Genomic DNA, 15,879 nt, shown 5'->3' with positions numbered 1-15,879 from the left:
AGAACTAACCACCTCCGCTGGCAAATCAATAATTGCCAGAAACCCGCCCTCGGGATGATTGCCCAGAATCAATTCCCCGCCATGACGTTGTGCGGCGCGGCGGGCGATTGCCAGTCCGAGCCCGTGACCCGGCGCGGTCTGACCGGGGGCGCGGTAGAACGGCTCGCCCAATTGCGTCAGATGCTCAGCCGCTACGCCAGGACCATGATCGCGGACACTCAACTGCAAGCGATCACCCACCCGTTTCGCCTGCACGTCGACTGACTTTCCTGGCGGACTGAAGCGCAGCGCATTACGTAACAGGTTATCGGTTGCCCGTTCGATCATGTCCGGCCAGCCATGCAAATGCAGGTTGTCTTCGACATGCACATTGATGTGCTGGTCGCTGCCATCCAGTGTCGCGTCGTTCTTGAGCCTCATCAGCAGTGCCTTGAGATCAACCGATTCGGCGCTGCTCAGTTGTGCATCGAGCCGTGCCAAGGCGAGAATTTCGCTGATCAGCGCTTCCAGACGATCACATTCACGGCTGAGGCGTGGCCAGAGCTTTTCCCGTTCGGCCGGTTCCGCCCGTTCTGCCAGCGCCAATGCGATACGCAAGCGAGCCAGCGGCGAACGCAGTTCATGGGATACATCGCGCAGCAACTGACGCTGACTGCCGATCAGACTCTGCAGCCGCGCGCCCATGCGGTTGAAGTCATTGGCCAGCACGCCGAATTCATCCCGGCGGTTGGCCAGTTGCGCGAGGCTGTTCTGTTGATAAGTGGTTTGCCCAAGATCATGCACCGCGCCGCGCAAACGGCTGAGCGGGCGAGTGATGGACAAGGTCACCAGCAGGCTGAACAAGGTCAGCACCACCAGCGAAATACCCAGCGCACTCAGCGGCCACATCAGACTGTCACGGTGCCACGCATCCAGCTCCGGGTGAGGGATGCGATAGATAAACAGGTAGGTTTCGCCGGTTTTTTCGCTGGTGTATTCACTGGTCAGGCGACGCCACGGAAGCTGTCCTGGGTCATCGCCCTGACGTGCTTCAAGTGCTGCAGCACGAGGAGAGAAGGTACCGCGCACCACCGGATCGCCATTGTCGTTGAGGACCTGAACGTCCATGTGATTTTTGCGTTTGAGGCTTTGCAGGTAGTCCTGTGCGGCATCTGCACCCTGGTTTTCATACTGCTCGGTCCACGTTTGCGGAAGATGACTCAGCAGCGGATGACGGCTGAGGATCCACGCGTCTTGATTAAGCATGTGGCCGAGCAGGATCGACAGCCCTGCAACCAGGGCAATGGCCAGCCAGAAGCTCGCCAGGATTCGCCAAAACAATGAACGCACGGGAAACCTCAAATAGGAAAACCCGGCACGCTTGGGGAGTGCCGGGTTCAGGTGGATCAGTAGCTTACTGGGCTTTTTGTGCCTTTTGCGCTTTCCATGCTTCGAATTCAGCGCGTTCGGCCATTTTTGCTGCGCGCTCTTTCTGCATTTCGTCGAATTCCTTCTGCTGGTCAGGCTTGAGCAGCGCACGGATATCGCTATCGGTTTTGGTGCGCTTGGCGTCCAGTTCGTCTTTCATGGCTTTCTGGTCCGCGGGCGACAGCTTGGCCAGGTACTTCTCAGTGATGTCCTTGCGGTCGTGCATTCGCTCGCCCATCAGTCTGCCGATCTGTTGACGCTGTTCGGGGCTCAGGTCCAGCTTGCCAAAGGGGCCGCGGTCATGATGCATGCCTGGACGTGGACCTTCAGGACCTGGACCGAAACCAGGGCCATCGACAGGTGCAGCCATTGCAACGGTAGGCAGTGCAGCAGCGAACATCAAAGCGATCAGAGTCTTGCGCATGGTGTATCTCCTTGTCTCGAATCCGGCTCGTTGCCGGTTGAGGCCAGTTTAGGGAGATCAAGGTCAAGAGCGGTCAGGCTACTGTAAAGCTTGGGTAAAGAGGGAGGGGAGCAGTTATCAGTTTCAAGCTACAAGCTTCAAGAGGTACAGCTCATGTGCTCCATGCTCTTCTTGCAGCTTGCAGCTTGCAGCTTGGTCGTCAGACCGCGTAGTAATAACCGCGGCTACGCAGCGCGACGATTCTTGGGCGACCGTCAGGGTGCGGGCCGATTTTCTTGCGCAGGTTGCTGACGTGCATGTCCAGGCTGCGGTCATACAGGGTCAGTTTGCGGCCCAGCGCCAGTTGCGCCAGTTCCTGCTTGTCCAGCGGTTCACCCGGCTGGCGCAGCAGGGCTTCGAGCAAACGGCTCTCCGACATGGTCAGGACCAGTTCCTGATCATTGATGATCGCCACGCCGCGCACCGGGCTGAAGCTCAGGTCGCCCAGTTCGAGTTGGGTCGACACGGCCGTCGGATGACTGCGACGCAACACGGCGCGCAGGCGAGCGGTCAGTTCACGAGGGTCGCAGGGTTTGGCCAGGTAATCATCGGCACCCAGTTCCAGGCCCAGAATCCGGTCCAGCGGCTCGCCGCGGGCCGAGAGCATCAACACTGGCAGATCAGGGTGGTCACTGCGCAATTGCTTGAGCAATTCCAGGCCGCTGCCGTCGGGCAGCATGACATCCAGAACCACCGCAGCTGGCGCGGATTCGGCGAGGGCGCGACGGGCACTTTGACCGTCATGGCAGGCACGAACCAGAAAACCTTCCTGGCTCAACCAGCTACTCAGAAGCTCACACAGCTCCTGATCATCATCAATAAGTAACAGCTCGCTCATGTCTCACTCAATTTAGCCACTGTCGACGCTGCTTACGTCCACCGCGGGCAAAGATACCGCACAGGAGGGCTATCAGCGCAACACCCCCTCCGGTGACGAACCATTGTTGCTGTTCGCTCAGGATACGTTGCGGTTCAGCTGATTGTGCTTCTTTGAGCTGCAACTTGAGCCTTTGGTTCTCTTGACGCAGACGACTGAGCTGAGCGCTGTCGCGGGCGGCGTCAGCGTTCTGTACCTGTTTGAGCAGATCTTCGCGCTGGCGCTCGCTTTCCTTGAGGCGCTGCTGGAGATCACTGATCTGAGCGGCAGTGGTCGGCAGCGGCAACTCATAGGCGTTACCGGAACCATTTGTTTCCTCGGCCTGGGCCGCAGTGGCACCCATTACCAATACAGCAACCAGCAGACATGCCCGCATCTGAACTCCTGTTTCAGCGTCCGTGTTTCCAACGGCCGCATTTCTGGACGGCAGTATTTTTATAGAACATTCAGCAGGTTGTCGGCAGGGCGTTGAGAATGATTAGCGTCAGAGGGGGAGAATCTGTAATCGCTGCCCTGAGCGGGCAGCGATTACGACACGGTGCAGGCGGGAGGCGGGATGCTTAAGGCAGGACTTTCTTGAAAGGCTTCACGATGACATTGGCGTACACGCCAGCTGTGACGAAAGGATCCGCCTCGGCCCAGCTTTTTGCCGCGCTCAGGGATTCGAACTCGGCAACGATCAGGCTACCGGAGAAACCTGCTGCGCCAGGGTCGTTGCTGTCCACCGCCGGGTTGGGCCCTGCCAGAATCAGACGGCCTTCATCTTTGAGCGCATTGAGGCGCTCCAGATGGGCAGGACGTACGCTCAGGCGTTTTTCCAGGGAGTTTTCGACGTCTGTGGCAATGATTGCGTAGAGCATGTCAGTCCTCGGTTTTTGTCGTTGGCGGTGGGGAAGCAGGGTCTTGCATGTGCTTGGCAAGGTACAGGCCCTGAGCGATCAGGAACACCAGAGTCATGCCCAGGCTGCCGAAGACTTTGAAGTCCACCCAGAATTCCTGATAGGTGAACGCCACATAAAGGTTGGCCGCACCGCAGAACAGGAAGAAGATGATCCAGGCGATGTTCAGTCTGGTCCAGATTGCCTTTGGCAGACTCAGCGCGTGACCCATGATGCGCTGGATCAACGGGCGATCGCCGATGAAGTGACTACCGGCAAACGCCAGCGCAAACAGCCAGTTCACCACCGGGGCTTTCCATTTGAGGAAAGTCTCGCTGTGGAAGGCCAGGGTCAGGCTACCGAACACCAGACAGGCAACCAGTGTCAGCCACTGGCTCTTTTCCAGCTTGCCCTGTTTGAAAAACAGAATGCCGTAAACCACCACCGAACTGATGATCAGCATGGCGGTCGCACTGAAAATACCGCCCAGCGTGTAAGTGTTGCCGAGGATTTCGACAGCACGAGGCTCTATTTTGTAGACGATGAAAAACAGCAGCAGCGGGATGAAGTCGATGAATTGTTTCACAATGGCAGCCAGAAGCAGGATGTGACGGCATAATAACAAACATCAATGACAGCGAAAGCGCTACCTATGAATGTTGACTTGCACTGCCACAGCACCGCCTCCGATGGCGCGCTTGCGCCTACGGCTCTGGTTGCCCGTGCTTATGAGAATGGCGTGCGCGTCCTTTCCCTGACGGATCACGACACCCTCGAAGGCCTTGAGGAAGCCCGCACTGCGGCGCTTTCACTGGGTATGCAACTGGTAAATGGGGTTGAGCTTTCCTGTACCTGGGGCGGTGCGACCATCCATATTCTGGGCTACGGCTTTGCGATGGATGCACCGGCTCTGGTGGCGGCTATTGCTCGTTTGCATGACGGCCGCTGGTTGCGGGCCGAAGAAATCAGTCGCAAATTGGCGATCAAAGGTATGCCCGGGGCGCTGGAAGGTGCTCGGGCCATCCAGCAGGAACTCGGCGACAGCGGTAATGCACCGGCTCGTCCGCACTTCGCGGACTTCATGGTGCGTGCCGGTTTCGTCAAGGATCGCGCCGAGGCTTTTCGTAAATGGCTGGGGGCGGGCAAGCTGGGTGATGTGAAACAACATTGGCCCACGCTTGAAGAAACCGTCGGTACATTGCGGGAATCCGGGGCCTGGGTCAGTCTTGCTCACCCCGTGCATTATGATTTCACCCGTAGCAAACGCCGTAAGCTGGTCGCCGCCTTCATTGAAGCAGGCGGCCATGCGATTGAAGTAGTCAATGGCCTGCAACCTGCCGAGCAGGTTGGAACCCTGGCCATTCTGGCGCGTGAATTTGGCCTGCTGGTCTCCGCCGGCAGTGATTTCCATGCTCCTGGTGGCTGGTCCGAGATAGGCATGTATCGTCCGGTGCCCGAAGACCTGCCACCCCTTTGGTCTCGGTTCAAACATGATCAGTCTACTGCTGCCTTCTGAACAGGAAGATACCGTGAGTCAATTTTTCCAGGTCCACCCGGAGAACCCGCAAGCGCGCCTGATCAAACAGGCCGTGGAAATTATCAAAGCGGGCGGTTTGGTGATCTATCCCACAGATTCGTCATACGCATTGGGCTGCCAGCTTGGCGATAAAAGCGCCATTGAGCGCATTCGCCGTCTGCGGCAACTGGACGACAAGCACAACTTCACGTTGATGTGCTGTGATCTGTCCCAACTGGGGCTGTTCGCGAAAGTCGATACCGGTGCCTTTCGGGCACTCAAGGCCCATACGCCGGGGCCATACACATTCATTCTCAATGCCACTCGCGAAGTGCCGCGGCTGATTCTGCACCCCAAGCGCCGAACCATCGGCCTGCGGGTACCGAAGCACCCCATCGCTCAGGCGTTGCTGGAAGAGCTGGGCGAGCCGCTGATGAGCGTCAGCCTGATCCTGCCGGGGGAGAGCGTGCCGATGAGCGATCCCTATGAAATGCGCCAGACCCTTGAGCGTCAGGTCGATCTGATTATCGATGGCGGCATGGGCGGTATTTCTGCGTCGACAGTGATTAACCTGACCGGCGACGAGCCTGAGGTGGTCCGGGTCGGCTGCGGCGATCCTTCACCTTTTGGTGTAGAGGCTTAATGACTACGGTAGAAGCCGTCGACAGTCAGGCCGACGCTCAGCAGGAACTGCCGTTCGCCATGGTCTACGGCCAGGCGGTCACGCAGATGCCGATGGACCTGTACATCCCGCCGGATGCGCTGGAAGTCTTTCTCGAGGCGTTCGAAGGGCCGCTGGACTTGCTGCTGTACCTGATCCGCAAGCAGAACATCGACATCCTTGATATCCCGGTGGCCGAAATCACCAAGCAGTACATGGGTTACGTCGAGCTGATGAAGACGGTGCGCCTGGAACTGGCTGCCGAATATCTGGTGATGGCCGCCATGCTGGCCGAGATCAAGTCGCGCATGCTGCTGCCACGTTCGGCCGAGGCCGAGCAGGAGGAAGACGACCCGCGTGCCGAGTTGATCCGTCGGCTGCAGGAATACGAACGCTTCAAGGTGGCCGCCGAAGGTATCGACCAGTTGACGCGTGTCGGTCGTGACGTCGTCGTGCCCAGGCTTGATGCACCTGAAGCGCGGGCCCGCAAGCTGTTGCCTGAAGTCAGCCTCGAAGAGTTATTGATGTCCATGGCGGAAGTGCTGCGCCGCGGCGACATGTTTGAAAGCCACCAGGTCAGCCGCGAGGCCCTGTCCACCCGCGAGCGCATGAGTGATGTGCTGGAGCGACTCAAAGGCGGCGGCTTTGTGCCGTTTGCCGAGCTGTTCACCGCCGAGGAAGGGCGCCTGGGTGTGGTGGTGACCTTCATGGCCGTCCTGGAACTGGTCAAGGAGTCGCTGGTGGAGTTGGTACAGAACGAACCGTTTGCAGTCATCCATGTACGGGCGCGAGCCGAATAAAATATCACCCTTCATCCCTGATTTAGGCTACGGGATTTACCGTGGGATCACGTCGTGGGACCGGCTTCAGCCAGGAAGGGGGCGGTACATCCGACACATATGTGGTGTCTGCAAAATAGCCTTCCCGGCTAAAGCCGGTCCCACGTCAGTGAACTGAATCCCCATGAACCCGGCCGCTATGTGTTGTTTGACAGGAACTGATCAATGAACCTCAACGAACCCCGCGAGCTGGCTCCGCTGCTCGAAGCTTTCCTGTTGGCCTCGGGTAAACCGCAATCGCTGGAACGTCTCTACGAGTTGTTCGAAGAAGGCGAGCGTCCTGAGCCGCCGGTGTTCAAGAAAGCGCTGCAATTGCTGGGCAAATCCTGCGAGGGCAGGGCCTTTGAACTCAAGGAAGTGGCGTCTGGTTATCGCCTGCAGATTCGCGAAAAGTTTTCCCCTTGGGTCGGTCGTCTCTGGGAAGAGCGTCCGCAGCGCTATTCCAGGGCCATGCTGGAGACCATGGCGCTGATTGCCTACCGCCAGCCGATCACTCGGGGCGAAATCGAGGACGTGCGCGGGGTGGCGGTCAACAGCCATATCGTGAAGACCCTGCTGGAGCGCGAATGGATCAGGGTGGTGGGGTATCGGGAAGTACCGGGCAAGCCTGCGATGTTTGCCACCACCAAGGCGTTTCTCGATCACTTCAACCTGAAGAATCTTGATGATCTGCCGCCGCTGGCTGATCTGCGTGAGCTGGAACCTGATCCGGTCCTGGATTTCGAAGACGCCCCTGTGCCTGCGCACCTGCAAGCCCTCGCTGACGCCAGCGCCGATCCTGACGTCGAACCCGAGCCGCCGAGGGACGAAACCAGCTTCCGCAGCTTATTGGTCGAACTCGACTCGATGGAGCAGGGTCTGAAGATCGACTTTGATGATTTGCTGCCGGATGAGGCGGATAAAAAGCCAGAGGACGATACCGATCCCCTGTAGGAGCTGCCGAAGGCTGCGAAGCAGTGCATCAGACAAACCGCTTTCGCAGCCTTCGGCAGCTCCTACAGGTCAAACAGCGTTCATTCATGCAGGGCACCACTCATGAGCGACACCAAGAACCCCTGCATCAGCCTCTGTAAATTCGACGCCGATATCTGCATCGGCTGTGGCCGTAGCAAGAAGGAAATCAAGGCCTGGAAGAAAATGGACAAGGACGAGCGCCGTGACGTGCTCAAAGAAGCTGCCGTGCGCATGAAGGGTTTTAAAAGTGCCGGTCGGCGGAAAAAGAAGTAAGGCGCAAATTTTCGTCTAGCGTCTAATGCGCAAAACCTTATGTGAGCGTATCATTCGCGACCTTTTGGCGATTCTGCTCGTGATGAGTTTAGCGCCAGAAGTTTTTCAGTATTACGCCTCGTGGCTATCCACAGCCCAGGCACCAGGTTGCGTCGGTCCTCGGCGCCCCCTGAATCGACACACCGGGAGGTGCCCAGATGAGTGAACAAGACAAGCAGGACAGCCAGGAAATCGGACCCGCAGGCGAAAAGCTGCAGAAGGTTCTGGCACGTATTGGCGTAGGCTCGCGTCGCGACGTTGAAGCCTGGATCAGCCAGGGCCGAATCAAGGTCAATGGCAAGGACGCGACCCTTGGTCAACGCGTAGATCTGCACGATGCGATCACCGTTGACGGCCGCGTCATCAAACGCGAAGAGGCCGCCGAAACGGTGCGCCGCGTGATCATGTACAACAAACCGGACGGTGAAATCTGTACCCGTGACGACCCTGAAGGTCGCCCGACGGTGTTCGATCGCCTGCCGCGTCCGAAAGAAGGCCGTTGGGTCAACATCGGTCGTCTGGACATCAACACTACCGGTTTGCTGATGTTCACCACCGATGGCGAGCTGGCCAACCGTTTGATGCACCCGTCCTTCGAAATGGACCGCGAATACGCTGTGCGTGTGCGTGGCGAAGTGGACGATGACATGATCGCGCGGCTCAAAGCTGGCGTTGTTCTTGAAGACGGTCCGGCTCGCTTCACCGACATCCAGCAAGCGCCGGGCGGTGAAGGCTTCAACCACTGGTATCACTGCGTGGTGATGGAAGGCCGTAACCGTGAAGTGCGTCGTCTCTGGGAATCCCAGGGGCTGGTGGTCAGCCGTCTGAAGCGCGTGCGTTACGGACCGGTGTTCCTCAATTCCGACCTGCCGATGGGTCGCTGGCGCGAAATGAGCCAGTACGAGGTTGATATCCTCAGCGCCGAAGTGGGCCTGACCCCCGTGGCTCAGCCGCAGATGAACGCCAAGACCAAGGACAAGATGGAGCGCTTGCAGCGTCAGTCGTCTCGGCCATTGGGCAAAAGCGAGCGCGTGCGCACTCTGCGCCCGGCGAAGGAAGGTGCTCCGACGGGCGATCGTGCTCCACGTCAGCCGCAAGTGACCGGCAGTGATCGCGATCGCGCCCAGCGTCCAGCTGCACCGCGTACGGATTCCGGCCGTGGTCAGCGCAACGACCCTAACAAGTCGTCGCCGCGCACGCCGCGTCCAGCCAACGGTCGCAGCGACACCCGCAATGACAACAGCCGTGGCACGCCAGTGGCTGAGCGTCCAAGCGACATGAACAAGCGTCCGGCCAAGCCGTCGCCGAAACGTCCAGGCATCACTCTGGTCGATGACGCGCCGTCCGGCAAGCGCCGTGGCCCAGCATCGGGTTCGGGTCAGCGCCCGGGCTTTGGTCGTCGCAAGCCCCAGTAACGCGTAAGCAATTAGCAGCGCGTCAGTAGCTAAAAGAAACGCCCCTCGAAAGACGGGCGTTTTTTTTCGTCCCGACATACCCCGTCCAAAACCTTGTGACACTTGATCCCGACATCTTTACCTCACTGAGCTAAGCCGTAAGGGGACTTTCGACGTTATCGGGATGAGCTGCTTATGCGCACAGGGATGTCCGCGCTGGCCTTGGGTTTACTGGCACTACGCTTTTTACCGGCATTGCCGCCGGGGTGGCTGTTGCTGTGCATGCCGCTGCTGGCCTTGATGCTGTTGCCATTTCGTACATACCCCGTGGCTTTCTTTCTATTTGGATTCACCTGGGCATGCGTTTCGGCTCAATGGGCACTGGATGATCGTCTTTCACACCGGATGGACGGCCAGACAGTTTGGTTACAAGGCAAGGTCGTCGGTTTGCCGGCAGTCGCTGAAGGCGTAGCGCGCTTTGAGCTGGAAGATCTGCAATCTCGACGCTTTCGTTTGCCGGAGCGCATGCGGGTGGCCTGGTATGGCGGCCCGGAGATACGCAGCGGCGAGCGCTGGCGTCTGGCGGTCAAGCTCAAGCGGCCGGGCGGATTGGCCAATCCACATGCCTTCGACTACGAAGCCTGGCTGTTGGCCCAGCGTATCGGTGCTACAGGCACAGTCGCCGATGGACAGAAGCTGGCGTCCGCCGGTTCAGGCTGGCGGGATGTGATACGCCAGCGTCTGCTTGCGGTTGATGCGCAAGGTCGAGAAGGCGGTCTGGCCGCGCTGGTTCTGGGCGATGGTTCGGGGCTCAGCGCGGTCGACTGGCAGATCCTGCAAGACACTGGCACCGTGCATCTGCTGGTTATTTCCGGGCAGCACGTGGGCTTGCTGGCGGGTGTGATGTACGCGCTGATCGCTGGCCTGGCACGTTGGGGGTTGTGGCCGCGCGCGCTGCCTTGGTTGCCATGGGCATGCGGACTGGCATTCAGTGCCGCGCTCGGGTATGGCTTGCTCGCAGGCTTTGAAGTGCCGGTGCGCCGGGCATGCGTGATGGTCGGCATGGTCTTGCTCTGGCGGCTGCGCTTTCGGCACCTCGGGGCTGTCTTGCCGCTGCTGCTGTCGCTGAATGCCGTGCTGGTGTTTGAACCGTTGGCCAGTTTGCAGCCGGGTTTCTGGCTGTCCTTTATCGCTGTTGCAATCCTGATGCTGATATTTGGTGGGCGGCTGGGGGCGTGGAGCTGGCTGCAAAGCTGGACCCGGGCACAGTGGTTGATTGCCGTTGGCTTGTTGCCGGTGTTGCTGGCATTGAACCTGCCCATCAGTCTGACGGGTCCTTTAGCCAATCTTGTTGCAGTACCGTGGGTGAGTTTTCTGATCCTGCCACCTGCGCTGCTCGGAACCTTGCTGCTGCCTGTTCCTTATCTGGGTGAAGGGCTGCTATGGCTGGCGGGTGGCGGGCTGGAGTGGTTATTCAGATTTCTCGGGTGGGTCGCCGAGTGGCTGCCCGCCTGGATGCCGAGCGTCATTCCGTTCTGGGCCTGGGTGCTGAGTGGATTGGGTGGCGTGATGTTGCTGTTGCCCAGCGGCGTGCCGTTTCGTGGGCTGGGGTGGCCGCTGTTGCTGCTTTGCGTGTTCCCGCCCCTGAAAAGCGTGCCTCACGGGCAGGTCGAAGTTCTGCAAATGGACGTAGGGCAGGGGTTGGCGATTCTCTTGCGCACCCGGCATCACGCGCTGCTTTACGACGCCGGACCGCGCTTTGGAGAGTTTGATATAGGTCAGAGGGTCGTATTGCCCGCCATCCGCAAGACCGGCGTGCGTGAACTTGATCTGATATTGATCAGCCATGCCGACGCCGATCATGCCGGTGGTGCGCAGGCGGTCCATCAGGGCTTGCCGGTCAAGCGGGTGCTGAGTGGCGAACTGGAAAGGCTGTCGCCGTTGCTGAAAGCGCAACTGTGCGCCAACGACGAACGCTGGGAATGGGACGGGGTACTGTTCTCGACCTGGCGTTGGGGTGAAGCCCGGGAGGGGAATCAGGCCTCGTGCGTATTGATGGTCGATGCTCAAGGTGAGCGTTTGTTGCTGACAGGGGATATTGACGCCGAGGCCGAGCAAGCCCTGATCGACAGCGGTCGGGATGTGCGCGCCGACTGGCTGCAAGCGCCGCACCACGGGAGTCGCACCTCTTCCTCGAAAGGCTTTCTGCGAGCTGTCGCCCCGCATGGCGTGTTGATTTCCCGTGGTCGCAATAATGCCTTCGGGCACCCGCATCCGCTGGTCATGGCGCGCTATCAATGGTTCGGCATTCCCACTTGGGACAGCGCCGACCTGGGAGCCATCAGCCTGCAACTCGGGACATTCGAAAAGCCCCGCTCCCAACGGGCTGAGAGACGATTCTGGCGTGATTGACGCAAGGATATCGATCGCAGGCTTCGGCGAGTCGCCGACCCTATGTTAGAGTGGCGCCAATTTTTCGAGGGAGTCGTCACTGTGTGGGAACTGGTCAAATCTGGCGGCTGGATGATGCTGCCGATCATTCTGAGTTCCATTGCTGCGGTCGGCATTATCATCGAGCGCCTCTGGACCCTTCGTGCTAGCCGCATTACCCCGCCGCATCTGGTAGGGCAAGTCTGGCAGTGGATTCAGGACAAAAAACTCGACAAGGAAAAACTCAAGCAACTGCGCGCCGATTCTCCTCTGGGTGAAATCCTTGCCGCAGGCCTGGCCAATTCACGGCATGGCCGGGAAATCATGAAAGAGTGCATTGAAGAGGCTGCGGCCCGGGTCATTCATGATCTGGAGCGTTACCTCAGTGCGCTGGGTTCCATTGCCGCCATGGCTCCGTTGCTGGGCTTGCTGGGTACGGTGCTGGGCATGATCGACATTTTTGGCTCGTTCAACGCCACGGGCAACACGGCCAATGCCTCGGTACTGGCGGGCGGCATTTCCAAGGCGCTGATCTGCACGGCGTCGGGCCTGATCGTCGCGATTCCTGCGATTTTCTTCCACCGTTACCTGCAAAGCCGGGTCGACGAACTGGTCGTCGGCATGGAGCAGGAAGCCATCAAACTGGTGGAAGTGGTGCAGGGCGATCGTGAAGTCGACCTGAATGATCCGAAGATTGACCTCAAGTCCCAGGCCCGGGGCGAGGGTCGCAAGAAGTGAAGTTTCGTCGTCGCAAGGCCAGGGAAAACATCGATATCAACCTCGTTTCGTTGATCGATGTGGTGTTCATCCTGCTGCTGTTCTTTATCGTGACCACTACCTTCACTCGCGAAACCCAATTGCGCGTCGACCTGCCGCAAGCGGTGACCGGCGCTCCGGAAACCGACGCAGATCTCAAGCATCTGGACATCACCATCAATGCTGATGGGGTCTTTTCGGTGAACAATCAACTGCTGCCGAAGAACGACCTGCAGACCCTGATTGATGCGCTTCAGCGTGAGTCAGCCGGCGATACCAGCCTGCCGCTGTCGATCAGCGCCGATGGTAAAACCCCGCATCAGTCGGTGATCACCGCCATGGACGCCGCAGGCAAGCTGGGTTTCAGCCACCTGCGCATGACCACGGTCGAAGCTGCACCCGCTAACTGATGGCCTTTTCTGATCGTTTGCTCGACGCCTGGTACAAAGGCCATCCGGCGTTGACGCTGTTGCGTCCGCTGGAGAGCCTTTATCGGCGAGTCGTGCAGGGCAAGCGTGAGCGTTTTCTGGCGGGGCAGGGCGAGATTTACAAGGCGTCTGTGCCGGTCGTGGTCGTGGGTAACATTACTATTGGAGGCACCGGCAAGACCCCTCTGATCCTGTGGATGATCGAACATTGTCACCGCCGCGGCTTGCGGGTCGGGGTGGTCAGCCGTGGTTACGGTGCCAAACCGCCGAGCCTGCCGTGGCGCGTGACCGCAGAGCAAAGCGCCGCTCAGGCGGGGGACGAACCTCTGCTGATCGTACAGCGCAGCGGCGTACCGTTGATGATCGATCCGGATCGCAGTCGTGCGGTGCAAGCACTGCTCGGCAGTGAGCCGCTGGATCTGATTCTTTCCGATGACGGTTTGCAGCATTATCGGCTGGCGCGGGATCTTGAACTGGTGTTGATCGATGCAGCCCGGGGGCTGGGCAACCGCCGTTGTCTGCCCGCTGGACCGTTGCGCGAACCTGTCGAGCGCCTCAAGAGCGTCGATGCGTTGCTCTACAACGGAGCCAGTGCTGATCGGGACAACGGCTATGCCTTTCAGCTGCAACCGTCGGCGCTGGTCAATCTGCGCAGCGGCGAGCGCCAGGCACTGGATTTCTTCCCGGCCGGGCAGGCAATTCATGCCGTCGCAGGTATCGGTAATCCACAGCGTTTCTTCAATACCCTTGAAGGGCTACACTGGCGACCGGTCACCCACGCGTTTGCCGACCATGCTGTTTTCAGTGCTCAGGCGCTGACTTTTTCTCCGGCGTTGCCCGTTGTCATGACCGAGAAGGATGCCGTGAAATGCCGGCCCTTTGCGGCGGATGACTGGTGGTACCTGGCTGTGGATGCCGTGCCATCCGATGCTTTCGTCAGTTGGTTCGATTCGCAGTTGTTACGTCTTTTGCCATGATTCGCTCAGGATTTCCTATGGACACCAAATTACTCGACATCCTCGCTTGCCCCGTCTGCAAGGGCCCGCTGAAACTTAGCGCCGACAAGACCGAGCTGATCAGCAAGGGCGCAGGTCTGGCTTTTCCCGTTCGCGACGGCATTCCAGTGATGCTGGAAAGTGAAGCGCGTACGCTGACCACCGACGAGCGTCTGGACAAATGACCGCAGTGTTTACTGTTGTCATCCCGGCACGCTTCGGGTCCAGCCGTTTTCCGGGCAAGCCGCTCAAAGAGATCGCGGGCAAGCCGATGATCCAGCATGTCTGGGAGCAGGCACGTAAAAGCAGCGCGGCACGGGTTGTGGTCGCCACTGATGATGCGCGCATCGTTGAGGCCTGTAAGGCCTTCGGCGCTGAAGTGCTGCTGACCCGCGAGGATCACAACTCCGGCACCGATCGTCTGGCGGAAGTCGCCACGCAACTGGGTCTGGAAGCCGACGCCATCGTGGTCAACGTTCAGGGCGACGAGCCGATGATTCCGCCTGCGGTGATCGATCAGGTCGCTGCTAATCTTGCAGCTCACCCTGAAGCACGCATGTCGACGCTGGCTGAGCCTATCGATGACGTGGCGGCGCTGTTCAACCCGAACGTTGTCAAAGTGGTGTCCGACATCAACGGCCTGGCGCTGACGTTCAGCCGAGCGCCGTTGCCTTGGGCACGGGATGCATTGGCCAGGGATCGCGAGCAATTGCCTGCGGGCGTGCCGTATCGTCGGCATATCGGGATTTACGCTTATCGCGCAGGTTTTCTGCATGATTTCGTCAGTTGGGGCCCATGCAGGCTCGAAGACACGGAAAATCTGGAGCAGTTGCGTGCGCTCTGGCACGGCATACGGATCCACGTGGCTGACGCGCTGGAAGCTCCACCAGCCGGTGTTGATACCCCTGAAGACCTTGAGCGCGTGCGCCGCTTGCTGGAGGTTTGACGTTGCAATTGCAGTCCGCTGTTTCACTCAAGCCTTTCAACACCTTTGGCGTTGATGTCACGGCGCAGCTGTTTGCCGAAGCCCATAACGACGATGACGTGCGCGAGGCCCTGGCCTATAGCGCGGAGCATGACCTGCCATTGATGGTCATTGGCGGCGGCAGCAATTTGCTGTTGACCGGTGATGTTCAGGCATTGGTTCTGCGCATGGCCAGCCGTGGAATCCGGATCGTCCGGGAAGATTGCAAGCACGCGGTCATCGAGGCTGAAGCAGGCGAACCCTGGCATCCTTTCGTGCAGTCGTGTCTGGAGTTGGGGCTCGCGGGGCTGGAAAATCTCAGCCTGATCCCCGGTACGGTTGGGGCTGCGCCCATGCAGAACATTGGTGCTTATGGGGTCGAGATCAAGGATGTGTTTCACAGCCTTACCGCACTTGATCGCCAGACCGGCGAGCTGCGCGACTTCTCCCTTGAGGAGTGTGGGTTCGGTTATCGCGACAGCCTGTTCAAGCATGAAACGGGTCGCTGGGTGATTTTGCGCGTGCGCTTTACCCTTAATCTCAGTGCGGAGTTGCATCTGGACTACGGTCCTGTGCGTCAACGCCTGGAAGAGCAGGGTATCGTGCAACCGACGCCTCGTGACGTCAGTAAAGCAATTTGTGCCATTCGCAGTGAAAAGCTGCCGGACCCTGCCGTATTGGGCAACGCGGGTAGTTTCTTCAAGAATCCACTGGTGCCTGCCGAACTGGCCGAGCAGATCCGCTTCAAGCACCCCGGGCTGGTGGGTTATCCACAACCCGACGGACGGGTAAAACTCGCGGCGGGCTGGCTCATCGAACAGGCAGGCTGGAAGGGCTACCGCGAAGGCGACGCTGGCGTGCATCGTTTGCAGTCGCTGGTGTTGGTCAACTACGGTCACGCCACGGGCGTGCAGTTGCATGCTCTGGCTAAACGTATTCAAGCCGACATTGCCAAGCGCTTCGGTGTCGAGCTGGAAATGGAACCTAATCTTTATTGAACTGAAT

19 protein-coding genes are annotated in these 15,879 nt (G+C 59.2%); 13 read left to right on the top strand and 6 right to left on the bottom strand.

The window, feature by feature from the left end:
• The 6 genes from H8S59_RS21125 to H8S59_RS21100 form a co-directional block, all read right to left on the bottom strand.
• On the bottom strand, positions 1-1,329 hold a 1,329-nt coding region (locus H8S59_RS21125), incomplete at its 3' end, for a sensor histidine kinase (protein ID WP_095093424.1).
• Positions 1,330-1,393: 64 nt separating this feature from the next.
• Positions 1,394-1,831, bottom strand: a complete 438-nt coding sequence (locus tag H8S59_RS21120; protein WP_095093423.1) for an LTXXQ domain protein — start codon at positions 1,829-1,831, stop codon at positions 1,394-1,396.
• 199 nt (positions 1,832-2,030) lie between these two features.
• Positions 2,031-2,708, bottom strand: coding sequence for a response regulator transcription factor (locus tag H8S59_RS21115; RefSeq protein WP_095093422.1), 678 nt, complete (start codon positions 2,706-2,708; stop codon positions 2,031-2,033).
• 7 nt (positions 2,709-2,715) lie between these two features.
• The gene (locus tag H8S59_RS21110) at positions 2,716-3,123 is read right to left on the bottom strand and encodes an SH3 domain-containing protein (protein WP_187522693.1); all 408 of its coding nucleotides are present in this window, start codon (positions 3,121-3,123) and stop codon (positions 2,716-2,718) included.
• 184 nt (positions 3,124-3,307) lie between these two features.
• A complete protein-coding gene (locus tag H8S59_RS21105; protein WP_122398111.1) occupies positions 3,308-3,607 on the bottom strand; it encodes a YciI family protein in 300 nt (99 codons plus the stop codon).
• A gap of 1 nt (position 3,608) precedes the next feature.
• Positions 3,609-4,211, bottom strand: coding sequence for a septation protein A (locus tag H8S59_RS21100; protein WP_122398138.1), 603 nt, complete (start codon positions 4,209-4,211; stop codon positions 3,609-3,611).
• Positions 4,212-4,277: 66 nt separating this feature from the next.
• Between H8S59_RS21100 and H8S59_RS21095 the strand changes: the two genes are divergently transcribed.
• The 13 genes from H8S59_RS21095 to murB all read left to right on the top strand — a co-directional run bounded on the left by H8S59_RS21095 (position 4,278) and on the right by murB (position 15,872).
• Positions 4,278-5,141 carry a PHP domain-containing protein gene (locus H8S59_RS21095; protein WP_187522692.1) on the top strand — a complete coding sequence of 288 codons (864 nt, stop codon included), beginning with the start codon at positions 4,278-4,280 and terminating at the stop codon, positions 5,139-5,141.
• A gap of 13 nt (positions 5,142-5,154) precedes the next feature.
• Positions 5,155-5,784 carry an L-threonylcarbamoyladenylate synthase gene (locus H8S59_RS21090; RefSeq protein WP_095093417.1) on the top strand — a complete coding sequence of 210 codons (630 nt, stop codon included), beginning with the start codon at positions 5,155-5,157 and terminating at the stop codon, positions 5,782-5,784.
• A 119-nt stretch (positions 5,785-5,903) separates the two neighbouring features.
• Complete coding sequence (locus tag H8S59_RS21085) at positions 5,904-6,602, top strand: segregation and condensation protein A (RefSeq protein ID WP_176469803.1); 699 nt, start codon at positions 5,904-5,906, stop codon at positions 6,600-6,602.
• Between the two features lie 204 nt (positions 6,603-6,806).
• On the top strand, positions 6,807-7,574 hold the full coding sequence (gene scpB, locus H8S59_RS21080) for an SMC-Scp complex subunit ScpB (RefSeq protein WP_187522691.1): 768 nt from the start codon (positions 6,807-6,809) through the stop codon (positions 7,572-7,574).
• A 102-nt stretch (positions 7,575-7,676) separates the two neighbouring features.
• The gene (locus tag H8S59_RS21075; RefSeq protein WP_095093414.1) at positions 7,677-7,868 is read left to right on the top strand and encodes a DUF1289 domain-containing protein; all 192 of its coding nucleotides are present in this window, start codon (positions 7,677-7,679) and stop codon (positions 7,866-7,868) included.
• 197 nt (positions 7,869-8,065) lie between these two features.
• Entirely contained in the window at positions 8,066-9,322 is a 1,257-nt protein-coding gene (gene rluB / locus H8S59_RS21070; RefSeq protein WP_187522690.1) for a 23S rRNA pseudouridine(2605) synthase RluB, read from the top strand.
• Between the two features lie 174 nt (positions 9,323-9,496).
• Positions 9,497-11,713 carry a DNA internalization-related competence protein ComEC/Rec2 gene (locus tag H8S59_RS21065; RefSeq protein ID WP_187522689.1) on the top strand — a complete coding sequence of 739 codons (2,217 nt, stop codon included), beginning with the start codon at positions 9,497-9,499 and terminating at the stop codon, positions 11,711-11,713.
• 81 nt (positions 11,714-11,794) lie between these two features.
• Entirely contained in the window at positions 11,795-12,469 is a 675-nt protein-coding gene (locus H8S59_RS21060) for a MotA/TolQ/ExbB proton channel family protein (RefSeq protein WP_027898764.1), read from the top strand.
• Positions 12,466-12,897, top strand: a complete 432-nt coding sequence (locus H8S59_RS21055) for an ExbD/TolR family protein (protein WP_027898763.1) — start codon at positions 12,466-12,468, stop codon at positions 12,895-12,897. Before H8S59_RS21060 ends, H8S59_RS21055 begins: the two co-directional genes overlap by 4 nt.
• Positions 12,897-13,892 (top strand): tetraacyldisaccharide 4'-kinase, encoded by a 996-nt coding sequence (gene lpxK, locus H8S59_RS21050; protein WP_187522688.1) that lies wholly within the window; start codon positions 12,897-12,899, stop codon positions 13,890-13,892. The genes H8S59_RS21055 and lpxK overlap by 1 nt, the downstream gene beginning before the upstream one ends.
• Positions 13,893-13,909: 17 nt before the next feature.
• Positions 13,910-14,095 (top strand): Trm112 family protein, encoded by a 186-nt coding sequence (locus tag H8S59_RS21045; RefSeq protein WP_095093410.1) that lies wholly within the window; start codon positions 13,910-13,912, stop codon positions 14,093-14,095.
• Positions 14,092-14,856: a 3-deoxy-manno-octulosonate cytidylyltransferase gene (gene kdsB / locus H8S59_RS21040; protein ID WP_187522687.1), complete on the top strand. Its 765-nt coding sequence runs from the start codon at positions 14,092-14,094 to the stop codon at positions 14,854-14,856. Before H8S59_RS21045 ends, kdsB begins: the two co-directional genes overlap by 4 nt.
• The gene (gene murB / locus H8S59_RS21035; protein ID WP_187522686.1) at positions 14,853-15,872 is read left to right on the top strand and encodes a UDP-N-acetylmuramate dehydrogenase; all 1,020 of its coding nucleotides are present in this window, start codon (positions 14,853-14,855) and stop codon (positions 15,870-15,872) included. The genes kdsB and murB overlap by 4 nt, the downstream gene beginning before the upstream one ends.
• The last annotated feature ends 7 nt before the right edge of the window (positions 15,873-15,879 follow it).

It is taken from the genome of Pseudomonas folii (genome assembly GCF_014357575.1).
Taxonomy (GTDB): Bacteria; Pseudomonadota; Gammaproteobacteria; order Pseudomonadales; family Pseudomonadaceae; genus Aquipseudomonas; species Aquipseudomonas folii.
The sequence above is the reverse complement of the archived record's forward strand: the minus strand, read 5'-3'. Positions and strand labels throughout refer to the sequence as shown.

Excerpts from the sequence above, each read along its gene's own strand:
- H8S59_RS21120 (WP_095093423.1), bottom strand. The coding sequence starts at position 1,831 with ATGCGCAAGACTCTGATCGCTTTGATGTTCGCTGCTGCACTGCCTACC.
- H8S59_RS21115 (WP_095093422.1), bottom strand. The coding sequence starts at position 2,708 with ATGAGCGAGCTGTTACTTATTGATGATGATCAGGAGCTGTGTGAGCTT.
- H8S59_RS21110 (WP_187522693.1), bottom strand. The coding sequence starts at position 3,123 with ATGCGGGCATGTCTGCTGGTTGCTGTATTGGTAATGGGTGCCACTGCG.
- H8S59_RS21105 (WP_122398111.1), bottom strand. The coding sequence starts at position 3,607 with ATGCTCTACGCAATCATTGCCACAGACGTCGAAAACTCCCTGGAAAAA.
- H8S59_RS21095 (WP_187522692.1), top strand. The coding sequence starts at position 4,278 with ATGAATGTTGACTTGCACTGCCACAGCACCGCCTCCGATGGCGCGCTT.
- scpB (WP_187522691.1), top strand. The coding sequence starts at position 6,807 with ATGAACCTCAACGAACCCCGCGAGCTGGCTCCGCTGCTCGAAGCTTTC.
- H8S59_RS21075 (WP_095093414.1), top strand. The coding sequence starts at position 7,677 with ATGAGCGACACCAAGAACCCCTGCATCAGCCTCTGTAAATTCGACGCC.
- rluB (WP_187522690.1), top strand. The coding sequence starts at position 8,066 with ATGAGTGAACAAGACAAGCAGGACAGCCAGGAAATCGGACCCGCAGGC.
- H8S59_RS21065 (WP_187522689.1), top strand. The coding sequence starts at position 9,497 with ATGCGCACAGGGATGTCCGCGCTGGCCTTGGGTTTACTGGCACTACGC.
- lpxK (WP_187522688.1), top strand. The coding sequence starts at position 12,897 with ATGGCCTTTTCTGATCGTTTGCTCGACGCCTGGTACAAAGGCCATCCG.
- H8S59_RS21045 (WP_095093410.1), top strand. The coding sequence starts at position 13,910 with ATGGACACCAAATTACTCGACATCCTCGCTTGCCCCGTCTGCAAGGGC.
- kdsB (WP_187522687.1), top strand. The coding sequence starts at position 14,092 with ATGACCGCAGTGTTTACTGTTGTCATCCCGGCACGCTTCGGGTCCAGC.